12 protein-coding genes are annotated in these 17101 nt (G+C 70.3%); 7 read left to right on the forward strand and 5 right to left on the reverse strand.

The features are described 5' to 3' along the window. Positions 1–5: 5 nt before the first annotated feature. The 5 genes from ACFYYF_RS12920 to ACFYYF_RS12940 all read left to right on the forward strand — a co-directional run bounded on the left by ACFYYF_RS12920 (position 6) and on the right by ACFYYF_RS12940 (position 6316). On the forward strand, positions 6–2789 hold the full coding sequence (locus ACFYYF_RS12920; protein WP_388774580.1) for a fumarate reductase/succinate dehydrogenase flavoprotein subunit: 2784 nt from the start codon (positions 6–8) through the stop codon (positions 2787–2789). A gap of 140 nt (positions 2790–2929) precedes the next feature. After that, positions 2930–3400 carry an Asp23/Gls24 family envelope stress response protein gene (locus ACFYYF_RS12925; RefSeq protein WP_388774582.1) on the forward strand — a complete coding sequence of 157 codons (471 nt, stop codon included), beginning with the start codon at positions 2930–2932 and terminating at the stop codon, positions 3398–3400. Between the two features lie 70 nt (positions 3401–3470). Beyond that, positions 3471–3788: a DUF3040 domain-containing protein gene (locus ACFYYF_RS12930; protein WP_388774585.1), complete on the forward strand. Its 318-nt coding sequence runs from the start codon at positions 3471–3473 to the stop codon at positions 3786–3788. A 102-nt stretch (positions 3789–3890) separates the two neighbouring features. Continuing rightward, a complete protein-coding gene (locus ACFYYF_RS12935) occupies positions 3891–4496 on the forward strand; it encodes a PadR family transcriptional regulator (protein ID WP_388774587.1) in 606 nt (201 codons plus the stop codon). A gap of 98 nt (positions 4497–4594) precedes the next feature. Next, the gene (locus tag ACFYYF_RS12940) at positions 4595–6316 is read left to right on the forward strand and encodes an acyl-CoA dehydrogenase family protein (RefSeq protein ID WP_388774590.1); all 1722 of its coding nucleotides are present in this window, start codon (positions 4595–4597) and stop codon (positions 6314–6316) included. Positions 6317–6490: 174 nt separating this feature from the next. On the opposite strand, the gene ACFYYF_RS12945 is transcribed toward ACFYYF_RS12940, so the two are convergent. From ACFYYF_RS12945 to ACFYYF_RS12960, 4 genes are all read right to left on the reverse strand, one after another. Continuing rightward, positions 6491–7123: a DUF6000 family protein gene (locus tag ACFYYF_RS12945; RefSeq protein WP_388774594.1), complete on the reverse strand. Its 633-nt coding sequence runs from the start codon at positions 7121–7123 to the stop codon at positions 6491–6493. A gap of 886 nt (positions 7124–8009) precedes the next feature. After that, the gene (locus ACFYYF_RS12950; protein WP_388774596.1) at positions 8010–9716 is read right to left on the reverse strand and encodes an FG-GAP and VCBS repeat-containing protein; all 1707 of its coding nucleotides are present in this window, start codon (positions 9714–9716) and stop codon (positions 8010–8012) included. 170 nt (positions 9717–9886) lie between these two features. Next, positions 9887–10264 carry a fic family toxin-antitoxin system, toxin component gene (locus ACFYYF_RS12955; protein ID WP_361689083.1) on the reverse strand — a complete coding sequence of 126 codons (378 nt, stop codon included), beginning with the start codon at positions 10262–10264 and terminating at the stop codon, positions 9887–9889. After that, positions 10264–10503: a hypothetical protein gene (locus ACFYYF_RS12960; RefSeq protein ID WP_361689080.1), complete on the reverse strand. Its 240-nt coding sequence runs from the start codon at positions 10501–10503 to the stop codon at positions 10264–10266. The genes ACFYYF_RS12955 and ACFYYF_RS12960 overlap by 1 nt, the downstream gene beginning before the upstream one ends. 160 nt (positions 10504–10663) lie before the next feature. Between ACFYYF_RS12960 and ACFYYF_RS12965 the strand changes: the two genes are divergently transcribed. Beyond that, positions 10664–11542 carry a hypothetical protein gene (locus ACFYYF_RS12965; RefSeq protein ID WP_388774599.1) on the forward strand — a complete coding sequence of 293 codons (879 nt, stop codon included), beginning with the start codon at positions 10664–10666 and terminating at the stop codon, positions 11540–11542. A 69-nt stretch (positions 11543–11611) separates the two neighbouring features. On the opposite strand, the gene ACFYYF_RS12970 is transcribed toward ACFYYF_RS12965, so the two are convergent. Then, positions 11612–15886, reverse strand: a complete 4275-nt coding sequence (locus ACFYYF_RS12970; RefSeq protein WP_388774602.1) for a discoidin domain-containing protein — start codon at positions 15884–15886, stop codon at positions 11612–11614. 450 nt (positions 15887–16336) lie between these two features. Between ACFYYF_RS12970 and ACFYYF_RS12975 the strand changes: the two genes are divergently transcribed. After that, on the forward strand, positions 16337–16963 hold the full coding sequence (locus tag ACFYYF_RS12975; RefSeq protein WP_388774604.1) for an HD domain-containing protein: 627 nt from the start codon (positions 16337–16339) through the stop codon (positions 16961–16963). Positions 16964–17101 lie beyond the last annotated feature (138 nt).

Below are 17101 nucleotides of genomic sequence, written 5' to 3' on the forward strand. Positions count from 1 at the left end.
CTTCGGTGACCACCTCCGTGAACACCCTCCTGGAGATTCCCGCCCTCGGCGACGCCGAGGAGCTGAGCTGCGACGTCCTCGTCATCGGGGGTGGCACGGCCGGCACGATGGCGGCGCTGACGGCCGCCGAACACGGCGCGGACGTCCTGCTGTTGGAGAAGGCGCACGTCCGCCACTCCGGCGCGCTCGCCATGGGGATGGACGGCGTCAACAACGCGGTCGTCCCGGGGCGCGCGGAGCCCGACGACTACGTCGCCGAGATCACCCGGGCCAACGACGGCATCGTCGACCAGTCCACCGTCCGCCAGACCGCCACCCGCGGCTTCGCGATGGTGCAGCGCCTGGAGTCGTACGGGGTGAAGTTCGAGAAGGACGAACACGGCGAGTACGCGGTCCGCCAGGTGCACCGGTCCGGGTCCTACGTGCTGCCGATGCCGGAGGGCAAGGACGTCAAGAAGGTCCTGTACCGGCAGTTGCGGCGGCGGGAGATGAGGGAGCGGATCCGCATCGAGAACCGGGTGATGCCGGTGCGCGTGCTGACGGCGGGCGGGAAGGCCGTGGGGGCGGCCGGGTTCAACACCCGTACGGGGCGGTTCGTCACCGTGCGCGCGGGTGCCGTGATCCTGGCGACCGGTGCGTGCGGCCGCCTCGGTCTGCCCGCCTCCGGGTACCTGTACGGGACGTACGAGAACCCGACCAACGCGGGCGACGGCTATGCCATGGCGTACCACGCGGGAGCCGAACTCACCGGTATCGAGTGCTTCCAGATCAACCCGCTGATCAAGGACTACAACGGTCCGGCCTGCGCCTACGTGGCGAACCCGTTCGGCGGCTACCAGGTCAACCGGCACGGCGAGCGGTTCGTCGACTCCGACTACTGGTCCGGGCAGATGATGGCCGAGTTCGCCGCCGAGGTGGCGTCCGACCGCGGCCCGGTGTACCTGAAGCTGAGCCACCTCCCGGAGGAGTCGGTGGCGGCCCTGGAGACCATCCTGCACTCGACCGAGCGCCCGACGCGGGGCACGTTCCACTCCGGCCGCGGCCACGACTACCGTACGCACGACGTCGAGATGCACATCTCCGAAATCGGCCTGTGCGGCGGCCATTCGGCGTCGGGGGTACGGGTGGACGACCACGCCCGTACGACCGTCCCGCGCCTGTACGCCGCCGGTGACCTGGCCTGCGTACCGCACAACTACATGATCGGCGCGTTCGTGTTCGGCGATCTGGCGGGCGCGGACGCCGCCCAGTACGCGGCGTACGAGGGTGAATTGCCCTCCGGGCAGCTGCGCGAGGCCCACGAACTGGTCTACCGCCCGCTGCGCAACCCCGACGGCCCCCCGCAGCCCCAGGTCGAGTACAAACTGCGCCGCTTCGTGAACGACTACGTGGCGCCTCCGAAGTCCGGCGCCCGACTGTCTCTCGCCCTGGAGGCCTTCGAGCGGATGCGGGCCGACATCGCCGCGATGGGCGCCCGGACCCCGCACGAGCTGATGCGCTGCGCCGAGGTCACCTTCATCCGCGACTGCGCGGAGATGGCGGCGCGGGCCTCCCTGGCCCGTACGGAGTCCCGCTGGGGCCTCTACCACGACCGCCTCGACCACCCGCGGCGCGACGACACGTCCTGGTTCCACCACCTGGATCTGCACAAGTCCCCGCCCGGAACAATGGAGTTCACCGCCCGTCCGGTGGCACCGTACGCGGTACCGGTCGACGGATTCCGTCCGGTCGGAGGTCCTTCCCGTCACCTCGGTGAGGTCCACCCGGAGCAGGTGGCGACGGCCGGGACCCGGGGAGCGGCGCCGGTGGTGCTGGTGCCCGGTCCCACGGCGGACGACACGGCCGTCCGCCTCGATGCCGCCACCGGCGCGCCGGCCCCTCCGCGCCTGCTCCGGCTCCTCTCGCTCGCCGAGGAGGAACCCGAACTCTCCGCCATCACGCCCTACTTGACCGATTCCGATCCCGTCATCCGCAGGACGGCCGTCACCGTCCTCACGGAGACCGTTCCGGCCGGCACCGGACCCGCCCTCGCCGCCGCCCTCACCGACGCCGACGCGGGGGTACGCGAGGCCGCGGCCGGCTCACTGCGCGAACTCGTCGAGACGCTACCGGCCGAAGCAGCCCTGCGCGAAGGACTCGCCTCCGCCCTGTCCGCCGGTGACCCCGTCGTACGCGCCGCCGCGCTCGACGTCCTGCGCGCCCTGCGCCTGGGTGACGCCGGTCTGTTCACGGAATCCCTGTCCGACGCCAGCACCGCCGTCCGCATCGAGGCCGTACGGGCGCTCGTGTCCGTCGACGCCACCGAAGCGGTCGCCCGTGCGGCCGGGGACCCGTCACGGGAGGTCCGCGTCACGATCGCCAAGGCGCTGGGCACCGGCATCGCCGGGGGGCTCGACGACACGACGCCGACGGGGGCCGGTCCGGTCCGGGCCCGCTCGGTCCTGGCCGGGCTCATCGCCGACCCGGACGCCCTGGTGCGCGCCGCCGCCTACGAGGCCCTGGCCACCACCGGCTGCCCGCCACCGCTGGACGCCCTCGCCGTGGCCGCTCTGTCCGACACGGCCTGGCAGGTCCGGGCCGGTTCCGCCAAGGCCCTGTCGGCCGCGGACCCCGGCACCGCCGTCCCCGCCCTGGCCAAGGCCCTGGCCGACCCGAACGCCGACGTCCGCAAGGCGGCCGTCCTGGCGCTGACCCGCCACCGCGCCACCGAGGACGCCCGCGCGGCCCTGGCCACGGCGACGACGGACTCGGACGCGGATGTACGGGCCTACGCGGCGCGAGCGCTGTGACGACACCGCCGCTCCGACCCTCGCACCCTTCGCCCCGGATCGCACGAATTGAGCCATTCGTGTGACGATGGCTGAGGGACACGGGCCGTCCCCCTTGAGAGCCACGCGAGGTGTCCGCACGGAAGACCGAGGAGGTCCTGATGACGGACCTGACCACCCGCTCCGCGACCAACAAGCACGAGACGGGCGAGGGGATCCAGCGCTCCGGCACCGGTGATCCGGGCGGCAAGGGACGGACCACCATCGCCGACGGCGTGGTGGCCAAGATCGCGGCGGCGTCCGCGCGCGAGGTGCCCGGCATCCACGGCCTCGGCACAGGCATGGCCAGGGCCCTCGGGTCCGTCCGCGACCGGGTGCCGGCCGGGCGCCCCGGTCAGACCCGTGGCGTCAGCGTCGAGGTCGGCGAACGGCAGACCGCGGTGGATCTCGACGTCGTCGTCGAGTACGGGTACCCGATCAGGGACGTGATCGCGGACATGCGCGTCGCCGTGATCACCGCCGTCGAACGCATGACCGGCCTGGAGGTCGTGGAGGTGAACGTCGCCGTCGGCGACGTGCGACTGCCGGACGAGCCGGACGAGGAACCGCAGGACGGTCCGCGTGTGACGTGAGCCGCCACCGCGGCGCCGGAGTTCCGCATCCACCGGCCGCCGTGGAAGAACACTCAGGAGGTGCGTCGCCGTGGACGAAAAGGACCGCGCCGACGGTGTCCGTCTCACAGCGCGCGAACGTGCCGCGCTGGCGGAGATCGAGGAGGGGCTGCGGCAGGACGATGACGCCGAACCGGCCCCGCACCGGCCTTCCCGTGGACGCCTGCTGCCCATCGCGGTCGCGCTGATGCTGGTGGGTTCGGTGGTCCTGGCGGTGGTCGGCGCCCGTACGTCGGACGCCATCCTTCTGTGGTGCTTCGCGGTTCTGTGGCCGCTGACCGTGCTCCAGATCGTCAGGCTGCTGGGACGCTGGATCAAGACCACGGGCCCTTTCACTCCGTGGTTCTGACCGCACCGGGCACCACCGGGCGGGCGACCCCCCGGGTGAGTCGTGTCTCACCGGTGCGGTGGCGCTTGTCTATGCAACGAGTTGCATAGAAAGCTGTGCGGTATGGCGCTCGAACACGCGATCCTCGTCTCCCTGCTGGAAAAGCCGGGGTCCGGCTATGAGCTGGCCCGGCGGTTCGAGCGGTCCATCGGCTACTTCTGGACCGCCACGCACCAGCAGATCTACCGCGTGCTCAAGCGCATGGAGAGCGAGGGCGTCCTCGGCGTCGAGGACGTGCCGCAGCAGGGCCGGCCGGACAAGAAGGTGTACTCCGTCGCCGACCCCGGGCGCGCCGTCCTCTCCCAGTGGCTGCACGAGCCGATCGAGCCCGAGAGCATCCGTCACGATCTCGCCGTGAAGATCCGCGGCGCCGCGTTCGACGACCCGGCGTCACTCATCGAAGAGGTCGAGCGTCACCACCACATCCACAGTGACCGGCTCGCGCGCTATCTCACCGGAGAACTGCGCGACTTCACCGGTCCGGACGCGCCCGCGCCGCTCGACGCCGGTCAGCGGCTCCAGCACGTCGTGCTGCGCGGCGGCATCGCGTACGAGCGGATGACGATCGCCTGGCTCGACGACGTCCTCGCCACGCTTCGCACCCTCGGCACGACCACCGGCGTCGCCGGCCCCGACCCCCAGGGCGCTCCTGCGCGGCCGTCGGCCTGACGCACCCCCCGCTTCCACCGTCTCTGCGTCACGCGGTCCCCGACGCTCGACTCGCAATCCTCACCTCCCAACCCTCACCCCTCGGAAGGCGAACCTCTGTGACCACCACGCCGTTGCTGTTCAACCCGCGCACCTACGACCCGGCGCACTTCGACCCCGAGACGCGCAGGCTGCTGCGCGCCACCGTCGACTGGTTCGAGGAGCGCGGCAAGCGCCGGATCATCGAGGACTACCGCACCCGCGCCTGGCTCGGTGACTTCCTCGCCTTCGCCGCCAAGGAGCGACTGTTCGCCACGTTCCTCACCCCGGCCTCCGCCGCCACGGACGAGGACCAGCGCTGGGACACCGCCCGGATCGCCGCCCTGAACGAGATTCTCGGCTTCTACGGTCTCGACTACTGGTACGCCTGGCAGGTGTCGATCCTCGGTCTCGGCCCGGTCTGGCAGAGCGACAACGCCGCGGCTCGCACGCGTGCCGCGGACCTCCTGTCCCAGGGCGAGGTGTTCGCCTTCGGTCTGTCCGAGAAGGCGCACGGCGCCGACATCTACTCCACCGACATGCTGCTGGAGCCCCAGGCCGACGGCGGTTTCCTGGCCAGTGGCTCCAAGTACTACATCGGCAACGGCAACGCCGCCGGCCTGGTGTCCGTGTTCGGCCGCCGCACCGACGTCGAGGGCCCGGACGGGTACGTCTTCTTCGCCGCCGACAGCCGCCACCCGGCGTACCACCTGGTGAAGAACGTCGTCGACTCCTCGAAGTTCGTCAGTGAGTTCCGCCTGGAGGACTACCCGGTCGCCGCCGAGGACGTCCTGCACACCGGCCGCGCCGCCTTCGACGCGGCCCTCAACACGGTCAACGTCGGCAAGTTCAACCTCTGCACCGCCTCGATCGGCATCTGCGAGCACGCGATGTACGAGGCCGTGACCCACGCGCAGAACCGCATCCTCTACGGCCGCCCCGTCACCGCGTTCCCGCACGTCCGGCGGGAGTTGGCCGAGGCGTACGTCCGTCTCGTCGGGATGAAGCTGTTCAGCGACCGCGCCGTCGACTACTTCCGCTCGGCCGGTCCCGAGGACCGCCGCTACCTCCTCTTCAACCCGATGACGAAGATGAAGGTGACCACGGAGGGCGAGAAGGTCATCGACCTGATGTGGGACGTGATCGCCGCCAAGGGCTTCGAGAAGGACAACTACTTCGCCCAGGCGGCCGTCGAGATCCGTGGCCTGCCCAAGCTCGAGGGCACCGTCCACGTCAACCTCGCGCTGATCCTCAAGTTCATGCGCAACCACCTGCTGGACCCGATCGACGTGCCCGCCGTGCCGACCCGACTCGACGCCGCCGACGACGACTTCCTCTTCCGGCAGGGACCGGCGCGTGGCCTGGGTTCCGTCCGCTTCCACGACTGGCGCGCCGCCTACGACGCGTACGCCGAGGTCCCGAACGTCGCCCGCTTCCGCGAACAGGCCGACGCCCTGTGCGAGTTCGTCACCACCATGGCCCCGGACGAGAAGCAGGGCCGCGACCTCGACTTCCTTCTCTCCGTCGGGCAGTTGTTCGCGCTGGTGGTGCACGGGCAGCTGATCCTGGAGCAGGCACGTCTGACGGACCTGGACGAGTCCGTGCTCGACGAGCTGTTCTCCGTGCTGGTCCGCGACTTCTCCGGCCACTGCGTCGAACTCCACGGCAAGGACTCCGCCACCGAGGCGCAGCAGACCTGGGCGCTCGGCGCGATCCGCCGCCCCGTGGTGGACGAGGCGCGTTCGGCCGCGATCTGGGAGCGCGTCGAGGCGCTGTCCGGCGCGTACGAGATGTCGCTGTAAGGACGCCGCCGTCACGAGACGGTCGTGGGGGGGGGGGGGGGGGGGGGGGGGGGGGGGGCCCCCCCCGGGGGGGGGGGGGGCGCGCTTCACGGCCCCCCCCGTCCCGTGCGGGGGGTGTGCGCCGGGCTGCTGTACGAGGCCGGTCGCCCACGACCGAGGCGGACCGCGGTCGCGCTACCCGAGCGTCCAGCCGTTGGCGAAGTCGCACTTGAGGTCGGTCCAGCGGCGCTGCTCGGCGGGGGCGTAGGGGGACCGGTCGTCAGGGCGCACACGGACCTGGACCCACTGGTCCCAGAGGCCGTCGGGCTCGATGAAACGGGTGGCGTGGTGGGTGCCGAGGTGAGCATCGAGACGGAGGAGGGCGCCGAGGGCGCTCGGCTGGTTGTAGTACAGGTCGGTGCGCGGGAGATAGCGGTCGAGGTAGGCGCTGATGATCTCCGCGTCCGCCGATGTGCCGAAGCGGGCCAGGGCGAAGCAGTAGGCGGTACCGGCGTAGCAGACCTCACTCTCCAGCAGGAGATCGCCGATGCGCTCACGGAACGATGTCCGGCGGGCGACACCGATGAGCCAGGCCGCGGTGAGACGTGAGCGCCACTCGTAGCCGAGGAGAGCGTTCAGCTCGGCATCGGTGATCGCGGCCGCGTCCTCGATCACCCGCCGGGCGTGGCGCTCGGCGTGAGGCCATCCCGGTCGCAGAACGCGGGTGCTCGCCAGGTCCATGTACCGGGGGCGATCCGAGTCCTTCCTCGTCACATAGCGCTCGATCACATGACCGAAGCCGATCTCTCGAGGGTCCTGGAACGGCATGGGATCACCGGCTTTCCGCATGGTCGAGGTGGGAGGTACGGGTGGTCACGGCGCCTGGACGTGGACGCCCGTAGCAGGGACACGTCAGACGGTGGTTCACCTGCGCAGTTTCAGCGATCCGGCCGCTACGGTGCCAGTCATTTCCCGCCGGACGGACACGCGGCCCGCCGGATGGTCCGCGGCCGGCCGAGGAGCTGGCCTCCCGCGACGATGACGATGCCGTGCGCCTTCCTCGCCGCCGGAGGTCGAACGAACTCTGGGCGGGATCATGAACTCACCTGGCGATCAGGGCGATCGCCACGGGCGACCCGGCAGCTCAGTTCGGCACCTGCGACCGGTCGGAGTCGACAGTGGGTGCGGTGGTCGTTGTATTCGGCTGCCGCGCAGCGGCAGTCGAGGCTGCCATGTCCTGGTGCGCCGTTGTCTCCGAGGGCTGAGGTCGATGGGACCACCGGTAGAGGCCGAGGGCAGTGAAGACCAAGCAGACGCCCACGATGCTGGCGAAATCCGCCATGGGCGCGGGTCCCAAGTGGCGATGCACAGGACCCACCGCGAGGGTGCCCCCAACGCCCATGCACATGTCCGCCCAGCCCCCGAGACGCGGAGACGAAACCGTCGTCCTGAACCACGGCAGGACCCATCCGGCACGGATGGCGGCAACGCCGGGTACCAAGGTCAGCAGCCAGAAGAGCACCAACAGTGCCCAGTCGACGACCTCCACAGCAAGCCCCCCATGTCACGACTGTGCGACTCGATGGCCGCCAGGCGTGATCTTCGCATGGCCCACCCCGCCGCATGCACGGGCCCGTGCTCGTTCACGAACCGCTCGTTGTCGACTCTGGTTTCGGTGGGTTCATCGGGCGCACCATGAAGACCTGACCCGGGGTCAGGAGTTGAAGTCCGCGCCCAAGGCGGAGTTGAACTGCTTGGGGGCGCCGAGGGTGCTGGGGCCCATCACGGACGAGCCCTTCGGGGTCACTCCGCACGGCGTCGCCGGAAACACCCAGACCGCCCCGCGGGCGCCGTGCGGGGTGCCGTCCGGAGCGGTCTCACCGCCGGCGAGCAGGTCGCCATGGCCGTCGCCGTCCACGTCGACGATCTTGGTTGCCGCCCCGAAGGCGTCGGCGTCCTGCGCGGCTCCGGGCACGCCCCTGGTGTCCTGGGTGAGGAGCTGCGCGCCCTCTCCGGTCAGGCCGTGCGCGGTTCCCCGCAGTGCGACGACCGTGCCCGCGCCATCCGCGCCGCCGACGTCCTTCGCGGGTATCCCGACGGACACGTCCGCGTACCCGTCGCCGTCGATGTCGCCCACCGAGACGCCGACACCGAAGTACTCGGTCCCGCCCTCCTCGTCGGCTCCCGAGTCCTTGTGGGCGACGCCGGGGACACCAGGACTGTCCTGGTTGAGCATCGTCATCCTCTCTACGTCGGGGCCGCCCTTGCCGCCCGGCAGATAGACGACCGCGCCGCTCTTGAGGTGCGGCAGCCGGTACTTCCTGGCGTACTCCTCTTCCTCGATCCCGCTGCCTCCGTTTCCGCTGTCGCGGGAGACGAACTGGAAGAAGGCGTTGGTGACGACGTCGGCGTAACCGTCGCCGTTCACATCTCCGACGGCCACCGTCCTCCCGGCGTCCTGAGGGCCGTGGATCCCGCCGAGGGCGGCGGCGCTCGTCAGGCCGCCGTGGGTGCCCTTCCAGAAGAGGACGTCGCCCCGGCTCGCGCTTCCGGCCGTCGTCGCGCCCACGGAGACCAGGTCGGTGACGCCGTCACCGTTCACGTCCCCGGCGGCCAGGTCCCTCGTCTCCGTCTTGCCCGGGCCCTTGACGTCGTGCAGGCCACCGGCCGGCCAGCCGTCACGCGCGAACGGTCCGGACAGGACGCGCAGGTCACCGCCCCGGACCTGGGTCGCCACGTCCGGCGCGCCGTCGCCGTCGAAGTCCCCCGCCACGATGTGCGCGCCGACCCCGTCGTCGGAGTCGGCGCGCGTGGGCAGCGTGACCGAGCCGGACAGCCCGTGCCGGCCTCCCCAGACGACCGAGAGGGATCCCTGCCAGTGATAGCGGCGCATGTGGCCGTCCTCGACCCCGCCGCTTCCGTACGCTTCGTCACGCCCGTTCTCCCGGGTCCCGACGATCAGGTCCGCGTACCCGTCCTGGTCGAGGTCCGCGGTGGTCACGGAACTGCCGTAGTAGTCACCTGGTTCCCCGACGTCCGGCACGCCGGGCTCGTCCTGGTCGAAGAGCTGTTTGGACGCGATCCGCAGCCCACGGGACGAGCCGTACACGACGGCCACATAGCCGGGCTTCCGGCGGGTCTTCCCGCGGCTGAGGTCGCCGTACGGAACGGGGAATGCAACATCGGAGTAGCCGTCGCCGTTGAAGTCGTCATGGAGCGCTCCGCGGTGGCGCTCGACCGCGGTGGGTGAGGCACTCGGCGTGCCGCTCACACACCAACTCGCCGGTGGGGCGCCGTACGCCTTGCCGCCTGCCGTGCGCTCGGGTTCCCCCGGGTCGGCACTCGTGCACGCCGTCATGGACAGGCCGACCGCGACGGTCAGCACGAGGCCCCGGGCATGTGTGGTTCGGCGTGGGTGCATCGGCGGCGTCCTCCAGGAACATCGAACAGGGCGGGTGCACAGGCGCGCGCGGATGAGGTCCTTGCTCCCCCTGTCAGACTCGGCGGACGGGAAATCCGTTGCACGACCGCACGTGATGATCCGCGGACGATGACGTGGAGGTTCGGAGCCGGCTCGTACGCCGGCGGGCGTCAGGTGGTGGTGGGCCAGGTCCGCAGCAGCGCCGCGATCTTCCCGGCGGTGCAGGCCGGGTCGAGGAGCAGGTCCCTGAGGGCGATGGCGTCCGCGCGTACGGGCTTGACGCCGATGCCGGCGGCTTCGAGGTACATGACACCGCTGGCCGCGGCGACGGCAAGGTTGGAGCGCTCCAGCCAGCGGCACCGGCCCAGCGTGTGCACCAGGGCGGCGGCCTTGGCGTAGGGGCCTTCATAGACGGGCTGTTCGAACAGTTCGGCGCGGTGGCGGGCGACCGCCGAGGCGGGCACGCCGTAGTCGTCCGGTGCCGGATCGTTGGCCCCCGCGGCCTCGGCGACCTGCAGGATCCAGGGAACGTCGATGTGCAGGTCCATCAGGCCGCGTGCGCTCCCCGAGCCGTCTGCTGGGCCTGCTCGGCCTCGTCGAAGACGCTCTGGTGCTCGGTGAGGAAGCGGGCGGCGGCGTCCACCGCACGGGCGCGCAGGCCGCTGGTGTCGTCCTGCACCAGCCGGGCGAGATAGTCCCCGATGCTCAGTCCCAGGTCGGCGGCTCGCTTCTTCGCGAGGTCCGCGACCTCCTCGTCCACGCGCGCGCCCAGCTGTGTCTTCGCCATACAGGCATGGTAACAGCCGTTACCACTCCAGGCGGGGGGAACGGGGAAACCGGCGGCTTCAGCACGGATCGCCCCCGCTGGACCGAACGTCCGGCATGCCCCGCGCGTCACAGGTCTGGCGTCGTGTTCGACTCCAATCCACCGTCTTCATGGGGGCATCATGCGGTCCGTCAAACTGCTCGTCACCTTGGGCCTGGTCGTCGCCGCCGCCGTCGGATGCGGCGACCAGAGGGCACCCGCCGACAACCGTGTCCGCGACGCCGACACGGCCGAGCGTGCCCGCCGGGTCGCCGCCGCCTGGGAGGGTTCCGAGGCGGCACGCGTGTGGAGCCGGGGCTACTACCCGCTCGGCGACGCCGTCCAACTGCCCGCCGGGGCCTTCCACGACGACGCCGACAAACGCGCCTACGCCACCCAGAACTTCACACTGCACGCCCTGCTTCCCGACACGGCGAAGAAGCGGGCGAAGGTCCGGTGGCGCGACGGCGATTCACTGACCCTCCCCCTCGCCTCGGCGCGGGAGGCCTATGACAAGGTCGCCCGCGGCGGCAACTCCGGCCCGGCCCTCACCGTGACCGCCGCCCGGCTCGGCGAGATGACGGTGCCGACCAGCCGGGGGACGGCGACGGTGCCCGCCTGGCTCTTCACCGTCAAGGGTTACGACACTCCGCTCAAGCGCGTCGCGGTCACGCCCTCCGAACTCCCCCGGTCACCGATCGGGGCCGTACCCGAGCGGACGGACGCGCTCATGCCGCTCGTCGGGCTGGAAACGGTCGCGCGGGACGGCAGGACGCTCACCGTGCGCGCCGAGCACGGAGGGTGCGACGACGGCCCGGCCGTCGACGTGCTCGAGACCGAGGGGAGCGTGGTGTTCTCGGCCTCGATCCGCGGGACCGCCGACGGGCCGTGCACCTCCGAATCGCGCGTCGAGAAGCTGACGGTGAAGCTGCGCCACCCGGTCGGCGACCGGATCGTCCTCGACGCGTTCACGGGCAGGCCCGTTCCTCCGCGCCAGCAGTCCGCCCGTCCCGCGCGGTGACCGCTCGGGTGCGCCACGGGGCCGCCCTCAGGTGAGGGCGGCCCCGTGCCGTTCGGTACCGTCGGCCTCCTACTCGATATTGATCTTGAAGGTGCTGGTCGTGTTGCGGACGTCCTGGGCGTTGCCGCTCATCCGCAGGTTGCGGAAGGTGGCCTCACCGACGGCGGGACCCTGGCCGGGCTCCGGCAACTCGTTGGCCCAGATGCCGAATCCGGACTTGGCGTCGAAGGCGTCCCCGCTCTTCTTGGAGTTGGTGATGGAGATGTCCGTGAAGATGGTGTCCTTCACCGGGAACTGGGCCTGCCCACCGACGTAGTTGGTCTGGAACATCACGCCTCCGTAGGTGGAGTCGTCGATGTCGACGTCGTTGACCCGGATGCCCTGGAAGACCTTCGAGGCGGAGAACGCCCAGATGGCGGGGAAGACCTGCGAGCCCCAGAAGTGGCCGCCCGTCCTGTCCAGGGACACGTTCTCGATGGTCGTGGGCTCGGTCCCGAAACCGTTCATCGGGTAGCCGAAGTCCAGCGAGGAGATGGTGATGCCGGAGTACACCAAGGTGTCGGCGACACGGAGGTTGCGGAAGGTGTTGTTGTAGCCGCCGTAGACGGCGATGCCGGCAGCCCGCCAGGTGAGCGTCGATGTCAGGTTCTCGTAGAGGTTGTTCTTCTCGTCGGCGCCCCCGGCGTCGATCGCCGAGAAGAGGGCGAAGCTGTCGTCGCCCGTGGCGCGCGCGTCGTTGTTGACGACGTGGTTGTCCGTGGAACCGTTCGTCATGTTGATGCCGTCGGCGAAGGTGTCACGGATGCGCGAGTTCTTGATGGTCATGCTGTCGGTGTTGGCGCCCCAGTACATGCACACCATGTGCTCGACCCAGATGTTGTCGATGGTGATGTTCGCGACGTTGGCGAAGTCGAACACCTTGCCCGGGCCGTCGATGCGGGACGTGTAGTTGCCGAGGTAGGTGAAACCGGCGAACGTCGAACCGTTGGCCGTGGAGTCGGCGCGGAAGCCGACGTCCGTGTTCTCCTGTGAGGAGGGTGCGTGGAAGCGGGTGAACCAGGGGCCCGCTCCGACGACCTTGACCGCCTTCCCGTAGACCTGGAACTTGCTGGCGGTCTCGTAGTCACCGGCGGGCAGATAGACGCCGACGAGCTTGCCGGTGGTGTCCATGCGGACCTTGTCCAGGGCGTTCTGCACGTCCTGGTGGGTGAATCCGGTCGGCACCGCGTACGCGGCCGGGTCCGGGTTGGGGGCCGCCGTGGCCTGCTCGGTGTTGATGAAGTCGATGGCGTACGTCGAGGAGTTGGCCGCGTCCTTCTGGAGGCGGATCTTGGAGCCGGCCTGGACGGTCCTGCCGAGCTGCAGGCTGGCCTCGTCGTAGATGTGCCGAGGCGCTCCGGAGCCGGGCGAGTTGCCGGGTGCGGTCTCGTTGCCGTACAGCCAGGCGTACTTCGAGGTGAGGTCGATCGCCTTGAGGAACTGGCCGTCCACATAGACGTTGAGCGTCGTGTCGGCGCCGTCGGGGATCGAGAAGCGGGTCACCAGCGTGTTGGTCGCCGCCCGAGTGGTCCATTCGACGTACTGTCCGGTCCCGTTGAGGGTCACCGCCTTGCGGCCGCTCGCCTCGCCGGCGACGTCGCCGATGGTCCGGTTCGGTCCCACCACCTTGGCGCCGCCACCGACGGTGCCGTCCTCCGCCTCGTACATGTCGTACGGCATGTCGGCGCCGCGGCCGACGAACAGGGCCTGCGTGGTGGTGTTGTTGGTCCGCTTGACCGGCAGTTCGTTGGTGTCGTCGGCGATGACGGTCTTGACGGTGTACTTGCCGTTGACGGCCGTCCATGAGCCGAGGGCGACCGGCGCGGTCGTCTGGCCCGCGGCGATGGCACCGTCGTAGGAGCCGGTGAGCGTCTTGACCGTGGCGCCCTTGGAGTCCTGGATCGTGAGGGTGACGCCGTGGCCGCCGGAGGCGGAGGCGACCGTGCCCTGGTTCTTGATGTTGACGGTGAACTTGACCTCGTCGCCCGCCGAGGCACTGGACGGACTCCAGGAGACCGGTGCGGCCAGGAGGTCGGAGCTGGAGACGGGCTTGACGACGAGCGCGTCGGAGCGGGTGAAGGTGTTGTTCGCCTCGTTCTGCTCGATCACCTTGTTCGACGGGTCCACCTCGGCGCCGACCGGGTAACTGCCCGCGTCACGGGCCCCGATGCTCGCGGTGACCGTCTTCGTCTCACCGGCCGCGAGTGCCGGTACGTCGGCCGTGGCGGCCTTGGTGCCGGCGAGGGTGAAGTTGAGGTCGGTGGCCTTGGACGCCTTGGTCCCGCTGTTGGTGACGGTCGCCGTCAGGCTGATGGCGTCCGACTCGACCGGGGCCGCCGGTGTGCTGGTGATGCCGGTGACCTTGAGGTCGGGGTTGGCGGCCGGAGTGCCGATCACCTGGAACTCGGCGACCTGCCCGCCCGGCGCACCGGAGTTGGAGGTGAACTTGAGCTGGATGTCGGCGGCGGCCCCGGTGACCGGGATGGCCACGGTGTTCCCGCTCGACGGGTTGAACGTGTAGTCCTTCGCCGCGACGAGACTGGTGAAGGCCGTCGCGTCCTGGTCACGGCCGAGCACCTGGATGTTCTGCGTGCGGGTCGCCCAGGCGGCGTCCGGGTTGAGCTTGACGACAACCTGGCCGAGGTCGGCGTTGGCACCCAGCTTGGTGGTGAGGGTGGCCGGGTAGGCACCGCCTCCGCTCTCCCAATAGGTTCCGATCTGCCCGTCGTTGGCGTTGGCGGCGACATAGGTGAAGGTGGAGGAGGACGCCTCGATGGGCTTGCCCTCGGCGAGGTTGGACCCGGAGCCGGTCGAGCCGGTCCGGGTGACACTGTTGCTCGCCGCGGACACGTTCCCCGCGGCGTCCTTCGCCTTCACGTAGTAGGTGACGGTGGCCGTCGCCGAAGGGGTGTCGGTGTACGTCGTGACGTCGCCGGCGACGGACTTGAGGAGCTGGCCGCCCGCGTAGACGTCGTACCCGGTCACCTTGACGTTGTCGCTCGACGCCTGCCAGGTGAGCTTCACGTCGCTGCCGGACTGCGTGTAGGCGAGATTGCCGGGCGCCGTCGGTGCCTGGGTGTCCCCGCTCGACCCCTGCCGGGTCACGCTGTTGCTGTTCGAGGAGACGTTCCCCGCGGCGTCCTTGGCCCGCACGAAGTACGTGATGTCGGTGCCGGCCGGCTGGGTGTCGGTGTAGGTCAGGACGTTCCCGGCCACGCTCGCCCGCAGTTGGCCGTTGGCGTACACGTCGTACCCGGTGACGGCCGTGTCGTCGCTCGCCGCGTTCCAGGTCAGCTTGATCTGGCCGGTGGCCGGCTCGGTGAAGGCCAGGTTCGACGGAGCGGTCGGCGCCTGGGTGTCGCCGGTGGCGGGCCCGTAGACCTCCAGCTCCGACAACTGTCCCGCGGGCCAGCCGGTGTTGGCGGTGATCAGGACACGCACGTACCGCGTGGTGGTCGTGTCGAGGGCGATGGTGGTCGACTGGTCGTTGGAGCTGTCGAAGGTGTACGCCTTCGAGGCCGTCAGATCGGTGAAGTTCTGGTTGTCGGTGGACCCCTGGACCTTCAGGGTCTGGCTGCGGGCGGGCCAGCCGCCGGGCAGCCGCAGCGCCACCTGGTTCACCTTGACCGAGGAACCGAGGTCGACCTGAATCCACTGCGGGAAGGCGTTGTTGGCGCTCTCCCAGTAGGTGTTGCGGTTGCCGTCACCGGCGTTCGCGGCGGGGTACACATCGGCGTGGCCGCTCTCGGTGAACGGCTTGCCCTGCGCGAGGTTGGGGGTCGACGCGGCGGCCGTCAGGACCTGCATCTCGGCGAGCTGGGCCGTGGGGGCCACCGAGTTGCCGCTGAAGTCCGCCCGAACGTACCGGGCGAGGGTCGCGGGGAAGGAGACCTTCACCGTGTTGCCGTTGCCGGGACTGAAGACGTACTGCGCCGACGACTTGAGCGTGGCGAAGCTCTTTCCGTCGGCGCTGCCCTGAAGTGCCAGCGTCTGCTTGCGGGTCTGCCAGTGCTCGGGCAGGCGCAGCACGACCTGGCGGACGCGCTTGGTCCGCCCGAGGTCGGTCTGCACCCACTGGGCCGACTTCTTTCCGGCTTGCCAGTACGTGTCGGCGTCGCCGTCGGTGACGTTGACGGCCGCGTGTGCGGCGCGGGCGCTGCCGGCCTTGGTGGCGGCGTCCGCGGCGGCGTTGGGACCGCCGGCGGCATGGGCGCCGACGGCGGGCAGGCCCAGAACCATGACGGTGGAAGCCAGCGCGGCGGTCGCTGCGCGGCGTCTCCAGGATCTCGGCTTGTGTGGAGTCATGCGGGGTTCACTCCCTGCGGAGGTTCGCGCGCCGGAGGGGCGGCGGGGTCGGCTCGTTCCTGGGCAGAGCGGTGGCGCGGTGGGACCAACGACAAGATCGGCTGCACGGGCGTACGACATCCCGCACAGGCGATGCCAATGCGCAGCTTCTTGCGTTGTTTCATCGCAATATTGCAGAGCACTGCGAGCCCGTCTACCGTCATGACGCCACAAGTTTCACCATCAACACCCGCGTACCAACGGCGATGACCTACCGAACGCTCGTACAGAACCACGGAACTGAGCCCTATATGAGGCTCGCCGCGCCAAGAGAGGCGACAATGCAAGCGAACGCAATTAACGCAAGTTCTTGCGCGACCGCACGGCGGCACGAAGGCCGGCCTCGCCCCCTGGTGCCCGGAAGCCGCTGATGGGGGCGGCCGAACGGGACGCGGAGGCATACTCGGCGGCATGACTGATCACCGCGTCCACAGCGACCTGACCGTCCCCCTCGCCCCCGACACGGCGGCCTGCTCGGCCGCTCTCGAAGTCGCCACGGCGTACTGCTCCCCCGCGCTGCTCAACCACTCGGTGCGGTCCTATGTGTGGGCCTCCGCCTACGCGGCGCAGCGCGGCATCGCGCACGACGCCGAGCTGTTGTACGTGTCCGCGCTGCTCCACGACATAGGCCTGGTCGCCGAGTTCGACAGTCACACCGTCGACTTCGACGTGGCCGGCGGGCATGTGGCCTGGGTGTTCGCGGCGGGTGCCGGGTGGCCCGCGGAGCGCCGGAAGCGGCTTTCGGAGGTCATCGTCCGGCACATGTGGGACACGGTGGACGTGCGCGAGGACCCCGAGGGGCATCTGCTGGAGCGGGCCACGGGCGTGGACATCTCAGGGCGGCATCTGGACGACTTCACCGCCGGGTTCCAGGCGGACGTGCTGGCCCGGTACCCGCGCGCGGGACTCGCGGACGAGTTCCTGGCCTGCTTCGCCGACCAGGCCGCCCGTAAGCCGCAGAGTTCACCGGCCGCGTCCGTCCGGGGCGGCCTCGCCGAACGCGTCCGCGCGAACCCGCTGGACCGCCCGGCCGGTTGACCCGCCGGGCCCGTCCGGTAGACGCGTCGCTCCCGTCACCGCCGGCGCCCGCGGGCGTGCTCCCCGTGCGCGCACGCCCCGGTCGCCGGATACTCGATCTCGGGCTCAATGCCTCCCGACGGCCGTCCTGGCGCTCCA

Origin of the sequence: Streptomyces sp. NPDC001914 (assembly GCF_042891215.1) — a bacterium.
In the GTDB taxonomy this organism is placed as follows: Bacteria; Actinomycetota; Actinomycetes; order Streptomycetales; family Streptomycetaceae; genus Streptomyces.